Source organism: Nocardia vulneris (genome assembly GCF_001613425.1).
Lineage (GTDB): Bacteria > Actinomycetota > Actinomycetes > Mycobacteriales > Mycobacteriaceae > Nocardia > Nocardia vulneris.
On sequence record NZ_BDCI01000003.1, the window covers coordinates 1 to 17841 of the forward strand.

General features: G+C 67.1%; 16 protein-coding genes. 5 read left to right on the plus strand and 11 right to left on the minus strand.

The annotated features are described in order from the left end of the window. Nucleotides 1–337: 337 nt before the first annotated feature. From tyrS to NVU01S_RS04470, 6 genes are all read right to left on the minus strand, one after another. Nucleotides 338–1615 carry a tyrosine--tRNA ligase gene (gene tyrS, locus NVU01S_RS04445; RefSeq protein ID WP_043682115.1) on the minus strand — a complete coding sequence of 426 codons (1278 nt, stop codon included), beginning with the start codon at nucleotides 1613–1615 and terminating at the stop codon, nucleotides 338–340. Between the two features lie 120 nt (nucleotides 1616–1735). Beyond that, nucleotides 1736–2362: a DNA-3-methyladenine glycosylase gene (locus NVU01S_RS04450; RefSeq protein ID WP_043682112.1), complete on the minus strand. Its 627-nt coding sequence runs from the start codon at nucleotides 2360–2362 to the stop codon at nucleotides 1736–1738. Nucleotides 2363–2374: 12 nt separating this feature from the next. After that, on the minus strand, nucleotides 2375–2659 hold the full coding sequence (locus tag NVU01S_RS04455) for a DUF3761 domain-containing protein (protein ID WP_014982816.1): 285 nt from the start codon (nucleotides 2657–2659) through the stop codon (nucleotides 2375–2377). 107 nt (nucleotides 2660–2766) lie between these two features. Beyond that, the gene (locus tag NVU01S_RS04460; RefSeq protein WP_043682109.1) at nucleotides 2767–3915 is read right to left on the minus strand and encodes a low temperature requirement protein A; all 1149 of its coding nucleotides are present in this window, start codon (nucleotides 3913–3915) and stop codon (nucleotides 2767–2769) included. A 35-nt stretch (nucleotides 3916–3950) separates the two neighbouring features. Next, nucleotides 3951–4841, minus strand: coding sequence for an RNA polymerase sigma-70 factor (locus tag NVU01S_RS04465; protein WP_043682106.1), 891 nt, complete (start codon nucleotides 4839–4841; stop codon nucleotides 3951–3953). Between the two features lie 43 nt (nucleotides 4842–4884). After that, the gene (locus NVU01S_RS04470) at nucleotides 4885–6060 is read right to left on the minus strand and encodes an NAD(P)/FAD-dependent oxidoreductase (protein ID WP_043682103.1); all 1176 of its coding nucleotides are present in this window, start codon (nucleotides 6058–6060) and stop codon (nucleotides 4885–4887) included. Nucleotides 6061–6275: 215 nt separating this feature from the next. On the opposite strand from NVU01S_RS04470, the gene NVU01S_RS04475 reads away from it, so the two are divergent. The 4 genes from NVU01S_RS04475 (at nucleotide 6276) to NVU01S_RS04490 (ending at nucleotide 10189) form a co-directional block, all read left to right on the plus strand. Beyond that, a complete protein-coding gene (locus NVU01S_RS04475; RefSeq protein WP_175068865.1) occupies nucleotides 6276–7799 on the plus strand; it encodes a multicopper oxidase family protein in 1524 nt (507 codons plus the stop codon). A gap of 196 nt (nucleotides 7800–7995) precedes the next feature. Continuing rightward, the gene (locus NVU01S_RS04480) at nucleotides 7996–8727 is read left to right on the plus strand and encodes an ABC transporter ATP-binding protein (RefSeq protein ID WP_043682101.1); all 732 of its coding nucleotides are present in this window, start codon (nucleotides 7996–7998) and stop codon (nucleotides 8725–8727) included. A 50-nt stretch (nucleotides 8728–8777) separates the two neighbouring features. Further along, the gene (locus tag NVU01S_RS04485; RefSeq protein WP_052281401.1) at nucleotides 8778–9572 is read left to right on the plus strand and encodes an ABC transporter permease; all 795 of its coding nucleotides are present in this window, start codon (nucleotides 8778–8780) and stop codon (nucleotides 9570–9572) included. Further along, nucleotides 9569–10189 (plus strand): TetR/AcrR family transcriptional regulator, encoded by a 621-nt coding sequence (locus tag NVU01S_RS04490; RefSeq protein WP_043682097.1) that lies wholly within the window; start codon nucleotides 9569–9571, stop codon nucleotides 10187–10189. Before NVU01S_RS04485 ends, NVU01S_RS04490 begins: the two co-directional genes overlap by 4 nt. 106 nt (nucleotides 10190–10295) lie before the next feature. Here the strand turns inward: NVU01S_RS04490 and NVU01S_RS04495 are convergent, their stop codons facing one another. The 4 genes from NVU01S_RS04495 to NVU01S_RS04510 form a co-directional block, all read right to left on the minus strand. Then, nucleotides 10296–10778, minus strand: coding sequence for a hypothetical protein (locus tag NVU01S_RS04495; protein WP_156161990.1), 483 nt, complete (start codon nucleotides 10776–10778; stop codon nucleotides 10296–10298). A 45-nt stretch (nucleotides 10779–10823) separates the two neighbouring features. Beyond that, complete coding sequence (locus tag NVU01S_RS42270; RefSeq protein WP_082032463.1) at nucleotides 10824–11933, minus strand: restriction endonuclease; 1110 nt, start codon at nucleotides 11931–11933, stop codon at nucleotides 10824–10826. A 103-nt stretch (nucleotides 11934–12036) separates the two neighbouring features. Then, a complete protein-coding gene (locus tag NVU01S_RS04505) occupies nucleotides 12037–13263 on the minus strand; it encodes a cytochrome P450 (protein WP_043682088.1) in 1227 nt (408 codons plus the stop codon). Between the two features lie 22 nt (nucleotides 13264–13285). Continuing rightward, a complete protein-coding gene (locus tag NVU01S_RS04510; protein WP_043682085.1) occupies nucleotides 13286–13483 on the minus strand; it encodes a ferredoxin in 198 nt (65 codons plus the stop codon). A gap of 254 nt (nucleotides 13484–13737) precedes the next feature. Between NVU01S_RS04510 and NVU01S_RS04515 the strand changes: the two genes are divergently transcribed. Next, nucleotides 13738–16845, plus strand: coding sequence for an AfsR/SARP family transcriptional regulator (locus NVU01S_RS04515; protein ID WP_244467552.1), 3108 nt, complete (start codon nucleotides 13738–13740; stop codon nucleotides 16843–16845). Nucleotides 16846–17058: 213 nt separating this feature from the next. Here NVU01S_RS04515 and NVU01S_RS04520 read toward each other — a convergent pair whose 3' ends face one another. Next, nucleotides 17059–17703, minus strand: coding sequence for a DUF4097 family beta strand repeat-containing protein (locus NVU01S_RS04520; RefSeq protein WP_043682082.1), 645 nt, complete (start codon nucleotides 17701–17703; stop codon nucleotides 17059–17061). Nucleotides 17704–17841 lie beyond the last annotated feature (138 nt).

Sequence of the window (17841 nt, forward strand, 5' to 3'; positions counted from 1 at the left end):
TTCGTCCCCGGCGTTAACCGGATCTTCCGTGAGGCAACTGTTCCAGCCTAAGTGGCTTCTCCCGCAGAGTCAAGTCCGCGTGATCACCCTAGACATCTTACTTGTTTGGCCAGGCGCTCCCCGTACTACCTCGTTTCCCGGTCCTTCTAGTCAGCGTTTCCGCTGGCCTCTCGGCTCCGGGTCGGTGTCCGTGTCGCTCTGACCTGGAATAAGTTACGCGGCGGATAACGCTACGTCAAATCCGCTGCTCACGCTCGCGTTTCCGCAGGTCAGAGCGTCGCGGTCGGGCCGCCGGACGGCTTGAATCACACGGATGTGACTCAAGCCACGGCGATCTTCATGCGCCTGCCCGCAGAACGCCGGCGAGGTTCTTCTTGCCGCGGCGCAGCACCAGCCAGCGTCCGTGCAGGTAGTCGCTGTCCGCGGGGGTCCATTCGAGGTCCGAGATCCGCTCGTTGTTCACCGACGCGCCACCTTCGTTCACCGCGCGACGGGCCGCGCCCCGGCTTTCGCTCAGTCCGGTGGCGACGAGCAGGTCCACGATCGTGTCCGGCTCCCCCGCCTGCAATTCGGCGACGGCGGCTTCGCGCAGCGCCGCACCGAGGGTCGGCTCGTCCAAGTCCCGGAGTTCGCCGCGACCGAACAGCGCCTGGCTGGCCAGTTGCACAGCTCGGGTGTTCGCCTCGCCGTGCACCAGCGTGGTCATCTCGGCGGCCAGCCTGCGCTGCGCCTCCCGCGCGTGCGGACGTTCCGCCGTGGCCTGCTCCAGTTCGGCAAGTTCCTCCCGGGAGAGGAAGGTGAACCAGCGCAGGTTCCGGATGACATCGGCGTCGGCCGTGTTCACGAAGTACTGGTACCAGGCGTACGGGCTGGTCATTTCCGGGTCCAGCCACAGGCTGCCGCCACCGGTCGACTTGCCGAACTTCTTGCCGTCGGCCGAAGTGACCAGCGGAACGGTGAGCGCGTGCACCGAGGCGCCGTCCACCCGCCGGTTCAGCTCGACGCCCGCGATGATGTTGCCCCACTGGTCGGAGCCGCCGACCTGCAACGTGCAGTCGTAGTTGCGACGCAGTTGCAGGTAGTCGTTGGCCTGCAAGAGCATGTAGCTGAACTCGGTGTAGGAGATGCCCTCACCGTCGAGACGGCGCTTGATGGTGTCGCGCGCCAGCATGACGTTCACCGAGAAGTGCTTGCCGACATCCCGCAGGAAGTCGACCGCGGACAGCTGCCCGGTCCAGTCCATGTTGTTGACGACCACCGCGCCGGTCGACGAATCGTCCAGGTCGACGAACCGTTCCAGTTGCGAACGGATCCGATCGGACCAGTCCCGCACGGTGTCGTTGGAGTTCATGGTGCGCTCACCGACATCGCGCGGGTCACCGATGAGGCCGGTGGCGCCGCCGGCCAGCACGATCGGACGATTGCCCGCGCGTTGGAAGCGCTTCAGCGCCAGCAACGGAACGAGGTGCCCAGCGTGCAGGCTGGGCCCGGTGGGATCGAAGCCGGCATAGACGGTCAACCGGCCAGCGTCCAGGGAGGCGCGCAGCGCGTCGAGGTCGGTGGATTGCGCGATCAGTCCGCGCCAGGTCAGTTCGTCGATGATGTCGCCGCTCACGCTTGCCCATCTTTCCGCACGGGTTGTCGTGCCTCGAGTGGGCCTCAGTGTCTCGACATCGTCACCCGCAGGTCGAGCGAATTTCCGGGTATCGACAGGGCGCTGAAGAGCGTCCGGCGATCAGGACGCTGCGGCGCGCGGCGCGCGCGGACTGCGCCGATACGCGGACACCGCGGCAGACCCCGGCAGCCAGAACCGCCACGGCAGGTCCGCCGCGACGCTGACACCGACGCGCGGACCACTCGCGATGTCCTTCGCGGCCACCGGGTCGGCGAGCTCGAGCCGGATCGCCGAGGACGGCTCGAGCAGCGGAGTTCCATAGTCGCTCAGCGTGATGCCCAGCGCACTACCGAGATTGCCCGGCCCCCTTGCCAAGCCGGCATCGGTGCGCGCGGCCGGACGGCGTGCGCGGGCCTCATCGAAACCCGCGATCACCTCGCCCGACCGGATCAGCGCCGCGCTGGCGGTGCCGTCCGGCCCGCTGGTCACGTTGATGCACATGTGCATGCCGTAGCTGAGGTAGACGTACAGCACCCCCGCCGGGCCGAACATCACCGCGTTGCGCTTGGTGCGCCCGCGCCCGGAATGCGACGCCGGATCGTGCCACGGTCCGGCCGGATCACCGCCGTACGCCTCGACCTCGACGATCCGCACGCCGACCGGCCCGGACCACAGTGTCGAGCCCAACAGACGACGAGCGGCGGTGGGCGGTTCGACGGCAAGCTCATCGGCACACACACCCACCATTGTCCAAGACGCCTACTTGGGCAGATTCACCAGCCACTCGGCGACACCCTTGTGCCCCGAGCAAGTGCCGCTGCGGTGCTGGCTGAAGCTGTAGGTGCCGTCCTTGCACCGCGCGGTCGCGCCGTCCGGCGGGGTTGCCGCCTGCTGTGGCCGCGGCACGCAGCGGTTGTCCACGTTCTCGTATTGACCCGACGGGCACGCCGCGGACAGTAGCGGCGTAGCCGAGGCGGGCGCGGAGATCAGGGCGGCAAGACCGACGACGGCAGCGAACAAACCGAGCAGCGGTTTCGAAGGCATAGCGAAATTCCTTGCAACAGAGCGATATTCGGCGAAATGTCCAGCAAACTCGCTGGATCGCCACAACATATCGCGCGTCACCTGCGCCGCGGTATCGGTCGTGTGATCTACACGTACGAGCTGTGCTGCCCCGAGCGCAGGGTGATCAGGTCGTCCGCGATCACCGCCAGATAGCCGACGGCGACCAGCACCGCCAGCTGCGCCCAGGCCACCCACACCACACCGATCGGGATGGTCGCGGTGACCGCCGCCGCGGCGATCAAGCGCATCCACGGCCGGGGCAGCCGCAACGCCGTCCGGAAGAAGAACTGGGCGAGGAAATACAGCGCGACGCCGCCGGACAGTGCGGCCGCGGTGGCCACGCCGACGGATTCGTTCCCGTGCCCGATGCTCATCTGGATACCGGCCGCGGTGAGGATCACGCCGATGAGCAGTGGATACAGCGCGTAGCCGTAGGCGACCAACGCCGGACGGGAACGTTCCCGTTCGGGCACCGCGGCCAGCGCGTGTTCGCCGCGTTCGTCGTCGAAGCCGAAGAACGCCCACCACAGGACGTAGGCGAGACACAGCGCGAGCGAGACCGTGACAATCAGCTGCGGCGTGATCTTCTCCCCGGCCAGTCCGGCGCCGATCGCCACGATGGACTCGCCGATCGCCACGATGATGACGAGACCGTGCCGTTCGCAGAAGTGCGTCGCGCGGACCACGAAGTCACCGGTATCGATCAGGTAGGGACTGACGATCTGCACGGCGAACGCGAGACCCCAGCAGAGGTACTGCGCCCAGCCGTGGACGAAGCCGCCAGCCAGCACCAGGGCGGCGGCGAGCGCATTGAACGGTCCGATGTGTTTGATGGCGAGAGCAGCCGACGCCCCGCCCCCGGACGCGAACAGCGCGGTGTGCACGGCGGTCACCAGGACGTAGCCGACACCGAAGGCGATCCCGGTGCCGTGGAACGCGTCCGGGATGGCCAGCGAGAGCACGAAGAACGAGAACATGCCGATCAGCAGCCAGGTGCGCCGCGCCGAACTGTTCGGCGCCACCTCGTTGGTGAGCCAGACGTATCCGCTGTACATCCACCAGATCAACCCGAAGACCAGGGCCACCTGGCCCAGCGCCGGCCAGCCCGGGTGATGGGTGAAGACGTGCGTCAACTGCGTGATGGTGAAGACGAAGACGAGATCGAAGAACAGCTCCAGGGTCGAAGCCCGCACCTGTCCCCCGTCCGCGGACAGTTCTGTGCTCTGGTTGGTCACGGCAGGAGCCTAGAACGTCGGCCGCCCGCACCCCGTCATCCCAGTGGGTCGGGGTCCAGGTAGAGACCTTTCAACTTGGTCGGGTTCACCTGGAAACGCAGGTTCTGGATACGGCCGTCGACGATGTCGTAGGTGAACGCGCCGCCCGGATTTCCGTCCAGGCAGGCCAGCGCGCCGAGCTCGCCGTTGACGTAGGCGGATTCCAGTTCGATGCCCGCGGACACCGGTTTCGCCAGTACTCCCAGAATCCACCGGGCCACGTGATCCGGGCCGTGCAACGGACGGCGCGCCGCCGTCACGATGCCGCCGCCGTCGGACCACAGGGTCACGTCCGGCGCGAGCAGATCCATCAGCGCGTTGAGATCGCCGCCGGCACAGGCGGCCATGAATTGGGCGGTGATGTGGTCACGTTCGGCTCTGTCGGTGTCGACGCGCGGCCGCCGCGATTGCACGTGCCCGCGGGCGCGATGCGCGATCTGGCGGATGGTCGCCTCGGGACGGTCCAGGGTGTCCGCGATTTCGGCGTGCGTGTAACCGAACACCTCCCGCAGCACGAACACGGCGCGTTCCACCGGTGTCAGGGTTTCCAGGATCACGAGCATCGCGGTGGAGACGGTGTCGGCCAATTCGGTCTCCTCGGCGACATTCGGTGCGGTGAGCAGTGGTTCGGGCAGCCAGGGGCCCACGTAGTTCTCGCGGGTGGCCCGGGCGGAAGTGAGCCGGTTGAGCGACAGATTGGTGACGGTGCGCACCAGGTAGGCCTTCGGGTGGCGCACCGTCGCCTGATCCGTCTCGTGCCATTTGAGCCAGGTGTCCTGCAGGACGTCTTCCGCATCCGTGACGGTGCCCAGCATCCGGTACGCGGTGGCGAACAGCAGCCGCCGGTGTTCCAGGAAGGGATCTTGCTGAGGCACTACGTCGATCATGCGGTCATGCTCCCAAACGCACCTGACACATCTGGACGCCGCGTCACGCGGCCGGTGCGTCGGCGCGCCGGCCGGCCCGCAACTTGACCGGAACGTTCATCCGGCGGCTGAACCGGACGATCGGGACCGGGCTGGCGCTGACCGACTCCTTGTAGGCCACCGCGGCCCGGCCGGTCAGGTAGAACCGGCCCGGTGTGTCGTCCGACTTGGTGAACTGGATGATCGCGTCCCGGCGGCCCAGGCTGACCGGCTGGTGGAAGTAGCCGAACCGGAACGGCTTCGGCGCTTTCCCACGCAGCTCACGCGCGATGGCGTCGGCGGTGTACGCCGCCGTCGGTATGCCGCTCTGGCAGGTGCCGTGGATCTGCCCCCAGGGCATCCGGATCGCGGCCGCGTCACCCACGGCGTGAATGTTCGGATGCGACACCGAGCGCAGGGTCTCGTCGACCACGATCAACCCGCGCTCGTCGGTCGCGATGCCCGCCGCGGCGGCCAACGGCGCGACCCGCACACCGGTGGTCCACAGCGTGAGGTCAGCGGGAACCACAGTGCCCCCGGCCAATTCGACCGCATCCGGTAGCACCTTGGTGACCGCCCGGCCGATTTCGCGGACAACGCCGAGGCGATCGAACGCGCGGTTCAGGTAGGCACGCGCTTTGTCGCTCATCATGGCGCCGGGCTCACCGCTGCTGATCAGCGTGACCCGCAATCCCGGGTGGTTCTCGGCGATTTCGGCCGCCGCCTCGATGCCGGTCAGGCCGCCACCGCAGACCGCGACGGTACCGCCCTGCGCCGCAACCACATTCAAACGTTCCGCGAAGCGATGGGCGGCCCGGGGATCGTTGAGCGTCCACGCGTGGTCGGCCGCGCCGGGCACGATATCGGTGTCGGTGCTGCTGCCCAGCGCGTAGATCAGCTCGTCGTAGGGCAGCGTCCGGGTGCCATCGATCAGGACGTGCCCCGAGGCCGGGTCGAGGGAAGTGGCCCAGCCCTGGACGAATTCGACGCCGGTGCCGGCCAGGATGTCGGCGATGCGATGGTCGGCCAGCTCCTGGCCCGCGGCGATCTGATGCATCCGGAGCCGCTCGGTGAAGCGCGCCGACGGGTTCACGAGCGTGATCCGCACGTCCTGCTTGCGGGTGCGCCGAGCCAATCGCGCGGCCGCCACCATTCCGGTGTAGCCGCCGCCGAGGATGACGATGCGGTGTGCGGTGTCCATGGGGTTCTCCGATGCTCGGGTGCTTGCTGACGACCATGGGACAAACGACCCCGCGGTTACGTGACACCTCGACACTGTGACCTGCACCACATGCTGTAGCCGCAGTTCAGACGCTTTTCGGGCGTGCACCCCCGAGAAAACGGCACCTGGAATCAGGGCCGTCTCGGGGGCGCTCCCGGATGTGCGGCGGCCCCGTCGATTCCTACCGTCGGACAATGTCTTCGGTTTCCCGGCCGCGCAGGTGGCGGCGGTTCGTTCTGATTCTCGGCGCGCTGGTCGTGCTGTGCGCGCTCACCGTCGGCGGTGCGGTCACGTGGGTGTTCGTGCACGCCACCGTATCCACGGTGGGCCGCACGGAATTCCGCAACGAACTCGCCGTTCCGCCCCTGGCAACGGGCCACGTGCGCGCGGACGGCACCCGGGAGTTCCAGCTCGACATGCGTTCGGGGCGAACCGAATTCCGAGCCGGTCAGGCTACCGAGACATGGGGATTCAACGGCGCCCACCTGGGGCCGACGCTGCGGGCTCGGCGCGGCGAGCACGTCGCGGTGACCGTGCGCAATCACCTGCCCGAGGCGTCGACCGTGCACTGGCACGGCATGCACCTCCCGGCGGCCATGGACGGCGGGCCCCATCAGATGGTGCAAGCCGGCGCCACCTGGCAACCGCAGTGGCGGATCGACCAGCCCGCCGCGACGCTCTGGTACCACCCGCATCCGCACGGCGCGACCGAGGACCACGTGCGGCGCGGGCTGGCAGGCCTGTTCCTGCTCGACGACGAGATCTCCGAAAAACTGCCGCTACCAAAGAATTACGGCGTCGACGATCTGCCGGTCATCGTCCAGGACGTGAAGTTCCGTGGGAACGAACTGGATTCGTCCCATGCGATCTTCCGCGATGTCGGCTTCCTCGGCGATCAGGTCATGGTGAACGGCACCCTGGCGCCCCATCGCACCGTCGGCGACGAACTGGTCCGGCTGCGGCTGCTCAACGCATCGACCGCCCGCACCTACACCTTCGGCTTCACCGGCGAACGCGCCTTCGCCCTCGTCGCGACCGATGGCGGGCTGCTCGAACGGCCGCTCATGCTGGACCGCTTGCCGCTTTCGCCGGGCGAGCGAGCCGAGATCGTCGTGCGGATGCACGCGGGTGAACGAACCCTCTTGCGCAGCAACGAACTCGACGCCGGACTCGACTTCTGGACCCAGCGCTTCGCCGGCGGCGACGACACCTTCGACGTCCTGGAACTCCGCGCCGCCGACACATTGCGCCCGTCGCCCGAACTACCCGCGACACTGGCGCAACCGTCGACGCCGGATGGTTCCGATTCGGTCGGCGAACGTCGCTTCGAGTTGAATCTGTCCGGTATCAACGGGAAACCGATGGCGATGGACCGCATCGACTTCACCGTCACCCGCGGGACCGCCGAAACCTGGACCGTGCGCAACAACGACGGCATGCCGCACAACTTCCACATCCACGACGTGCAGTTCCGCGTGCTCCGCAGGAACGACGGACCACCACCCGCTCACCTCACCGGTCCGAAAGACACCGTCTTCCTACCGCCGAACACCACTGTGCAACTGGCCCTGCGGTTCGACGGCCCGGCCGACCCGACGACGCCGTACATGTATCACTGCCACCTGCTCTGGCACGAAGACCGCGGCATGATGGGCCAATTCGCGGTGGTCGATCCGGGTGGTTCCGCCGTGCCCCCGCCCCCGCACCACGGCCACTGACGCGCCGATTCGCCCTGGACGGTTGATCACCAGGTAATGGTGGCGGTGGGCTGTCGACCGATGCCGCCACCGTTACCTGGTGATCAGCTGTCCAGTCCCACACGAGCGCAACACGCCGACCGGGTCTTGCCTGGGCAGACACGTCGCGCTAAATTCATCACACAGTGAATTCAACACATGATGAATTGAGGCGGCCATGTCGCAAACCCTCCCTTCCGCGGCCGTGGATGTTCGGAACCTCTGCGTGCGGCGCGGCGGACGGCAAGTCCTGCACGATGTCTCGCTGACCATTCCGCGCGGCTCGATCACCGGGCTGCTCGGGCCGTCGGGGTGCGGGAAGACCACGTTGATGCGCAGCATCGTCGGTACCCAGATCGTCGAATCCGGCGAGATCTCGGCGCTCGGCCTGCCCGCGGGATCTGCGGCACTACGGCACCGCATCGGTTACGTCACGCAGGCGCCCAGCATCTACTCCGATATCAGCGTGCACGAGAACGTCGCCTACTTCGCGGCGCTGTACGGGCGCGAACGGGCGGCCGTCGACGCGGCGATCCAGGCGGTCGGCCTCGGCGAACACGCCAAGCAGCGTGGCGACGAACTCTCCGGCGGGCAGAAGACCCGCGCGTCACTGGCCTGCGCCCTGGTCGCCCAGCCGGAATTGCTCGTGCTGGACGAGCCGACCGTCGGCCTCGATCCGGTGCTGCGCGTAGATCTGTGGAAACAGTTCAAGGAGCTGGCCGCGGCCGGCACCACGCTGGTCGTGTCCAGCCATGTGATGGACGAGGCCGAACACTGCGACCGGCTGCTGCTCATGCGCGAAGGCCGGCTGCTCGCCCAGCTGAGCCCGGACGAATTGCGCACCGAAACCGGCGAACAGAACCTCGAACGTGCCTTCCTCGCACTGATCACGATGGGTCGGGCGGCATGAGCACCGACCATCCCCGCACCGGCACCGCCCCTTCGATTCGAGGCCGCATCATGACCCGCAATACCGCGTCCGCGACGCGACGGACTCCCACCCTCCGCCCCTATCTCGCGACGATCACCCGCATCCTGCGCCAGCTACGCAACGACCATCGCACCGTGGCCATGATCGTGGTGGTGCCCGCATTGCTGATGACGCTGCTCTACTTCATCTACAAAGACACCCCGCCCAGCCCGTTCAACCCGGTGTCGCTGTTCGATCGGGTCGGCATCAGCATGCTCGGCATCCTGCCGTTCATCGTGATGTTCCTGATCACGGCCATCGCCATGCAGCGCGAACGCACCTCGGGCACGTTGGAGCGGCTGCTCACCACGCCGCTGGCCAAGCTCGACCTGCTCGGCGGCTACGGCACCGCGTTCTCGTTGGCCGCGGCGGCCCAGGCCGGGGTGGCCTGCCTGGTGTCGTTCGGGCTGCTCGGGCTCGACTCCGCGGGCAACCCCGGCTGGGTGGTGCTGATCGCGGTGGTCGACGCCGTGTGCGGTGTCGCGCTCGGCCTGCTGGCAAGTGCGTTCGCGCGCACCGAATTTCAAGCGGTGCAGTTCATGCCGGTGGTAGTCGCGCCGCAGATCTTCCTGTGCGGCTTGCTCGTTCCGCGCGGGGAGCTGCCCGGCTGGCTGGAGGCGATCAGTAACGTATTGCCGATGAGCTATGCGGTCGATGCGCTGCAAGAGGTTTCGACACATCCGAACGCGACCGGCACGATGTGGCGTGATCTCGCGGTGGTCGCCGGGTTCTCGGTGGTCGCGTTGTGCCTCGGCGCCGCGACACTTCGGCGGCGCACTCAGTGAGCGGTTCCAGAGGTCGCCCCGCGCGCTCCGGACGCCGGCCAGGACAGTCCGGTGCGCGCGAGGCGATCCTGGACGCGGCCCGCGCCCGGTTCGCGGAGGCGGGTTTCGACAAGACCTCGATCCGTGCCGTCGCGTCCGACGCGGGCGTCGATCCGGCATTGGTGCACCACTACTTCGGCACCAAACAGGAACTGTTCGGCGCCGTCGTGCAACTGCCGGTGAATCCCGAACACACATTGACCGCCGTCGACGCGGCCCCGATCGATCGACTCGGCGAAACCATCCTGCGCGCGGTGCTCGCCGTCTGGGATTCACCGGCCGGCGCCGGTGTCGTCGCGATGGTGCGCAGCATCATCGCGGGCGGCGACACCTCGCTGGCCCGTTCCTTCATCCTCGAGGTCGTCCTGGAACGGGTCCGCCTGCGCATCGCCACGCCGGACGACGACGGACGCCTACGAGTCGCACTGGTAGGTTCCCAAATGATCGGCCTCCTGATGGCCCGCAAGATAGTCGGCATCGAACCCATGGCCTCCGCCCCCGCCGAAGACCTGATCACCGCCATCGCCCCCACCCTCCAGCGCTACCTGACCGGCGAAGTAACTACACCGTCCACGTGAACCCCGGCTGGCCGTAACCGAACACGTCCGGTGTCAGAGTTCTGGACGAAGCCGCTCGAAACACCTTCGAGCGCTGCTCGATACCGCGGGCCTCGACGAATCGACCCTAACGCTCGACTTCCAGTGTTGGTGCCAGCCAGCGTCGCAGACTATCGATCAAGTCTTCATGGCTGCCCGCACCCGATCCGGTTACCAGCTCTCGACCCGCCTCGATCGACGCCCGCCGCCACCGATACGCGGCCTGCAAATGCTCTGTACATATCGTCGTTGCTTCCGCTGGAAAGACAAGCGACGCTTCAAGGTTGCGCTCGAATGCGGTCGCCCACAGCTCTTCCCGAGAATCATCGATCGCTCGCGCTTCCTCTGGCGTCGCACCCTCGCGGACGGCCATCCGGGTCGAGTCGATGGCTCGATTGAGCGCAACCACGAACGCAGCGAGCCGCTCCCGTCGCGCGGCCCACAGCACGCGACCGAGCTCGGCCTCTTGTCTCCAGCGGTCTTGTCTCGCCGCCAAGCGCTGACCGAGGAAGACGCCGATCAATGCCGTGGCGGGCGGAACCGTCACAGAGAGAAGTGTCAACAAATTCATGCTGTGGAACCCCGCTTCTACCAACACTTCTCGATGCAACGATGACTAGTAACGATTGTGCCCATAAAACTCGAGCGCGCGAACTACTTCATGACGCTTGGCCCGCAGAGGTCCGAGAGGGCAGATCGCCACCGCGTCGAACGATGGGACGTAGTGCGCTCCTATCCCGGTCTCGCCGGCCGTCGGAAAGTTCTTCGCGTACCGACTCCATGCGACAATCGCAAGACTGCCGTCCACCCGTGCCACGTCGACGCGATCAATTCGATCCCACGGCATCCACGCGTTGTCCTTCGGGAAGAACGCCTGGATACCCGACGAGCCGACTTCCAGCCGGACCGGACGCATGGCGAGACGCCAGAACCCTACGATAAGAACAACTTCGACGACGACAACGCCCGCCCAGACGATTCGCCAGGCGCTGTGATCGCTGATCACAGCCACCGTCATGACGATCGCAGCGCAAAGCAGCAGCGCGACGCAGCCCCAATACATCCGTTGATGTCCTTCGAACGCAACGTATTGTCCCGCCGGATTGCCACGCCATGGCTGACGCGGATCCCAGGGCACTCTATGTCCGTCGCCGGACGCACCCAGTCTCGGCTCAGTTGAGAGCTTCCCTTCAGATTTTGCCCGCACGCCTTCATCAGCACCACTGTGCACGGCGGACATCGGCGTGTAGGGCCGTCCGGCGAATGAGGCTTCGTCTCGTAATTTGGAAAGGAGCTCCTGTGGACCGATGGCGCCAGAGAGCATCGCTTCGACGTGCTCGCGGTCGAGAAGAATCAACTCCAGTCGATCACCTTGGATAAGATCACCGAGCGCCTCGTCCGTGTAACCCGCCATCGCGACGAAAACACCATAGGTTCCACTGAGGCGTTGGCGAACTCGCTTCTGTAGCTTCGCGAGTTGTCCGGTATCGGATTTTGTCTTCGACCACTTGGCTTCAAGGATGTATCGCGTCTCGCCGATACTGAATACGACATCTATCTCACCGGCGGAACGCTGATTCTCCTTGGCGTTGATTCCATATGCGCGTAAAAGAGCAGCCAGCCAACTGTTGAACTGTTGGCCTCTAAGTTGCGGCGTGAGATTGGTGAGATGTCGCATGGCCACGTAGTCCGCCCGCAGTTTCTCCTGCGTCTCGGCCCGCAACATACGGGTGATGGTACCGATTGGACGTGGGCATCGTGGGCGACCTAGCCAACACAGAACCGAGTCGAACCCTCGGACTCGACCCGGCCTGTGGGTCGGCGAAAGGCTACTGAACGCCCTCGGTCCACGTGACCGGGAGTTCGTGGACGCCGTAGATGTTCATGTCGGTGCGCAGTTTCACGTCGGCGGCGGGGACGGCCAGTTCCAGGGTCGGGAAGCGGCGGAGGAGTCGTTCGAATCCGGCGCGCATCTCGATGCGGGCCAGCTGCTGGCCGAGGCACTGGTGGACGCCGTGGCCGAAGGACAGGTGGCCGCGGGCGGTGCGGTGCAGGTCGAGTTCGTCGGGGCGCTCGAAGCGCAGCGGGTCGCGGTTGGCGGCCAGCAGCGAGACGACCACCGTCGATCCCGCGCGGATGGTTTCACCGCCGAGTTCGATGTCCTCGGTCGCGTAGCGGTAGAAGATGTCGGCGACGGACAGATAGCGCATGAGTTCCTCGACGGCATCGGGCACCAGCTCGAGGTTCGCGCGCAATTCGGCCCATTGCTCGGGGTGTTCCAGGAGCGCGAAAGTGCCGAGGGCCAGCATGTTCGCGGTGGTCTCGTGCCCCGCGAGCAGCAGCAGGAACGCGATACCGGTCAGCTCCTCGATGGTCAGGTCCTCTTGCCGGGCCAGGTCGGACAGAATGTCTTCACCAGGTGCGGCCCGCTTCTGCGTGACCAGTCCGGTCAGGTAGCCCAGCATCGCGCCGAACGCGGCCATCTTCTCGTCGAGCGTCTGGTCCTTGACCAGGAACTTGGCGGAATTGACCTGGAACGTCTCTCGATCCGCGTAGGGCACGCCGAGCAGTTCGCAGATCACCAGCGAAGGCACCGGCAGCGCGAACGCCTTGACCAGGTCGACCGGTGGCGTGAGCCGCGCCATCTCGTCCAGCTGCCGCTCGGTGATCTCGATGATGTGTTCCTCGAGCATCTTCATCCGCCGGACGGTGAAGGCGCCGATCAGCTTGCGCCGGAACCGAGTGTGCTCCGGCGGGTCCATCGCGATGAACAGACCCGGCATCGGCGGGGACGGCTCGGTCGCGGCGGGCATACCGGGGGTCTCGTACGGGACGTGCACGATGCCGATGTCCTGCCGCGAGCTGAACCGGGTGTCTGCCATGAGCTGCCGGACGGCGTCATAGCCGGTGACGAGCCAGCCTTCGTGCCCGTCCGGGAAGATCAGGGGGCTGACCGGGCGAGCGGCGCGGAGCTGGGTGATCTCCTTGGGCGGGTCGAAGGGGCCGGCGTTGCGCTCCATGGGGAGGCCGTGCGGGACTGGAACGGTCGTATTCATCAGGTTTCCTTTTTCGTTCGGTTCAGTCGGCGACGAGGGCGATCGCGCCGGAGGGGCACATCTCGACCGCCTCGCGGACGGCCTGCTCCTGGTCGGGCGTCGGGGTGCGGCGCAGCGGCAGCACCCGTCCGTCCGCCTCGGCTTGGTCGAACATTTCCGGAGCGGTCAGCACGCACATGCCCGCGCCGATGCAGCGTTCCCGGTCCACCCTGAGTTCCATCAGTGACCCCGCTCGCCGGTGACCTGCACTGCGGGGAAGATCATGTCCCCGTACGCCTTTCGCGGCCCGGGAACTGCAATCGCTGAACTGTTCACGAGGAGAACTGTGGCCGGGCTCGCTGACACCGGCCTGATACCGGCCTGACACGGTGTCAGCCCGTCACATCCGCCATGGTCAGACGTTCCAAGGCCGACCGGTCGCCCGGGAACCATGCACGGCAGAATGGTCCGGTGCGGATCGGGATGCTTGGACCTTTGGAAATCCGATCAGACGACGGCGGATTGATCGAGGTACCAGGTGCTCGGTTGCGGGCGTTGCTGGTCGCGCTCGCGCTCGAACCCGGTCGCGTGGTGCCGAAAGCGACCCTGGTCGACTGGATTTGGGGCGAACAACCGCCCGCCGACGCGGCCAACTCGCTGCAGGCGCTCGTCTCCCGGCTGCGGCGGGTGCTGCCGAACGGATCGCTCGACGGGCAGCCGGGTGGATATCGGCTGACGGTGCAGCCCGACGCCGTCGACGCCGTGCGCTTCGAGCAGCTCCTCGATCAGGCGCGAGGCGGGGCCGACGTCGAGCGCGCCGCCCTGCTGCGCGAGGCCCTCGAGCTGTGGCGTGGAGCGGTGTTCCAGAACGTCGAGATCCAGGACAGCGAAGCCTTCGAGGCGATGATCACCCGGCTCGACGGGCTGCGTCTGGCCGCCATGGAGGACCGCTACGAGACAGAGGTCCGGCTCGGCCGGGGCCCAGACCTGGTGGCCGAACTGACCGATGTCGTGGCGCGAAACCCGGTGCGGGAAAGGCTCGTCGGCGCATTGATGCGGGCGCTGGCGGCCGCGGGGCGCAGCAGCGAGGCGCTGGTCGTTTTCCAGCGGGCCCGCGACGCGCTCGCCGACACCTTGGGTGTGGATCCCGCACCCGAACTGTCGGACCTGCACGTCGCACTGCTGCGGGGCGAAGTGGGCGCGCAGCAGGACGACCGGCGCACCAACCTGCGCGCCGAATTGACCGGCTTCGTCGGCAAATACGCCGATGTCGCCGTCGTGCGTGAACTCATCGCGCAACATCGGCTCACCACGTTGACCGGGCCCGGCGGCTCGGGCAAGACCCGGCTGGCGGTGGAGACCGCGCGAACATTGCTCGAGGACCTGCCCGACGGCGCCTGGCTGGTGGAGCTGGCGCCCCTCGGCGGGGGCGCCGACGTGGCCCAGTCGGCGCTCGCCGCACTCGGGCTCCGCGACGCATTGCTCGGCGGGCCGCCGGATGCCGAACCGATGGATCGGCTCATCGCGGCCCTACGCGAGCGCGAAACACTGCTGATCCTGGACAACTGCGAGCATGTGATCGAGTCCGCGGCGGCGTTCGCGCACCGCGTGCTCGGCGAATGCCGCAAGCTGCGGATCCTCGCGACGAGCCGCGAACCGCTCGGTATCACGGGCGAAGCGCTGTGGCAGGTGCTGCCACTCGCCCTGCCGGCCGACGACGCCGGGACCGACGACATCGAGGCTTCCCCCGCCGTTCAGTTGCTGCGGGACCGGGCCGGTGCCGTGCGCAAGGACCTCCCGGACGACGCCGCAGCCTTGGCGACCATGGCCCGCGTCTGCCGCGCGCTCGACGGGATACCGCTGGCCATCGAATTGGCCGCGGCCCGGTTGCGCACCATGTCCCTCGATCAGCTGGCCAACCGGCTCGACGATCGGTTCCGGCTGCTGACCGGCGGCAGCCGGACCGCGCGGCCGCAGCACCGGACCTTGCGATCGGTGGTCGACTGGAGCTGGGAATTGCTCAGCGATGCCGAACGGGTGCTGCTGCGCAGGCTCGCGGTCTTCGCCGACGGCGCGAGTTTGGCTGCGGCCGAACAGGTTTGCGCCGGCGGGGCGGTCGAGCAGTGGGAGGTGCTCGAACTGCTGACCGCACTGACCGAGAAGTCGCTGTTGCTCACGGCGAGCGACAGCGAGCCGCGCTACCGCATGCTCGAAACGATCAAGCAATACGCCGAAGATCGTCTCGTCGAAGCGGGAGAAGCAGATTCGACGCGGCGCGCACATCTCACGTACTTCACCGAACTCGCCGCCACCGCCGAACCCCGCCTGCGCCGCGCCGACCAACTGGAATGGCTCGCAACACTCGAGACCGAGCACGACAACATCGCCATCGCGATGCGTGGCGCGCTCGCCGCAGGCGATACGCCCGGCGCAATGCGGCTCGCGGCCGCCGCCGGTTGGTATTGGTGGCTCGGCGGGCACAAGGCCGAGGGTCTCGACCTGGTGACCGCGGCCGCCGAACTGCCCGGCGACGTGGACGACCCGACCCGGGCGACCGTATACGGGCTGGTGGTGCATTTTCTGAGCTCCGGGCGCAATGACGAACGCCAAGTGGCGGAATGGATCCGCAAGTCGTATCAGTTCAGCCGCAACGCCCGATCCGACCATCCGACACTGGCGTTCGCCACCGCCCTGGAACGCATCCTGCGCGGACCCGACGAATATTTGCCCGCCTTCGAGGCGTTGCTCACCGACGACGACCCGTGGGTGCGCGCCCTGGCCCGGCTGCAACTGGGCAAGATGCGCATCGTGCTCGGCCACGACGGGTCGGACGCACTGCTCGAACAGGCGCTCACCGAATTCCGCGCACTCGGCGAGCGCTGGGGAATCTCGTTCGCGCTGACCGAGCTGGCCGGCCGGCTCGCCACGCGCGGCGAATTCGCCGAGGCGTGTGCGCTTTTCGAGCAGGCGATCGCGGTGATCGTCGAAGTCGGCGCGATCGAAGACGTGGTCCGCATCCGTGCGCGCCAAGCCCAGCTGTACTGGCTGCTCGGCGACTCGGCGGCGAGTTCGAGGGCCCTTCGCGAAGCCGAGCGGTTCGCCGACCGGGCCGCCTGGCCGAACGCCGTTGCCGAACTGGCCTTGGCGAAAGCGGAACTGGCTCGCTGGCAAGGCGACGGCGAGCAGGCGTACCGCCAAATCGACATCGCGACAAGCGCATTGGGTAACGATGCGAACCAGTGGCATGTCGGCGCGGTGATCCACGACCTGCGCGGCTACCTCGCCGACGATCTCGACACCGCCCGAACCGAGCATGCCGCCGCGTTCCGGGCAGCCGCCGAAGCGGGCTACGCACCGCTCGTCGCCCAAATGCTGGTCGGGGTCGCGGATCTCGCGCTGCGCCGCGACCACGACGAGCTGGCCGCGCAGCTACTCGCCGCCCGCACCAGCGTGTGCGGACTCGCCGATCGCTCCCTGCCCGACGCGGGGCGAATCGAGGAGACGGTCCGTGCTCGCCTCGGCGAAGCGCGGTTCGCCGAGGCGACAAACGAAGGGACGCAAGCGAACTATGAGGAACTGGTCGCCGCCGCACTCGCCGGGTGAGCGCTGGAGGTTCCGAGACGCGGCGTACCTGCATACCTGCCGGGCAGCGGGCGCAGGCGCGCGTGCTCACCCGGCCGAATCCTCCTGGACGGCTGATCACCAGGTAATGGTGGCGGACCCCACTCGGCCGATGCCGCCACCATTACCTGGTGATCACTCGTCCAACTGTGGGCACAGGCGCACTTCCGGCGGCGAAGGAGAACTCCGCGCACACTAGGCGGCGACGGCGTGCCGAATGATCACGTTGCCGAAGGTATTCCGCGCATACACCTGCACGGTGTCCTCGTCCGCCGCCGGCCGATGCACCGCCCCCAGGTGGTTCTGCACAGTGCCCGACTTGGCGTCCACTTCCAGCCGCGCCGCACTACCCGGCCGGATACCGACCTCCAACTCCCCCATCGACGTCTCCAACCGCAGCACACCCCGCGCCGCATCACCAACGCGAACATCGCCTTTGGCGACCTTCGCCGTCACCGCACCTCCCGGCCGCTCGACGGTGATATCGCCCGCCGAAATCTCCAGATCGGACTGCCGCAGTTCCCCCACCACCAGCAACCGCCCTACTGCCGCACTGGCTTTCAGCAGCGAGCCAGTGGGCACCTCGACACGCACCACGATCGACGGATTCCCGCCGAACGGCGTATACGTCCGCCACTGCTTCGGCGTCCGCACCGTCAAAACCCCTTCGGCGAAAGCAACTTTGGTCTGCTCGGCAGCCAGCACATCCCCCTTCTTCGTCGCATCCGCAGGCCGAACCTCGACCACCGAATCCACCCGATCCGAGGCGATCACCGTCACATCTCCACTGAGCACCTCAACAGTGAGCGCAACCGGCTTCGGCGTAGTGAAAGTAGGCATAGCAGTACTCCTCCATCTGTGATTTCAGCTCCGGGTCCTGTCCCCGTCCTCGCTGACATGAACCACCCTCCCCACCCCACCTGACACGACCCTGACGCCGCCCTGACACGTCCTCTGAGACGGATCACTGATGCGAAA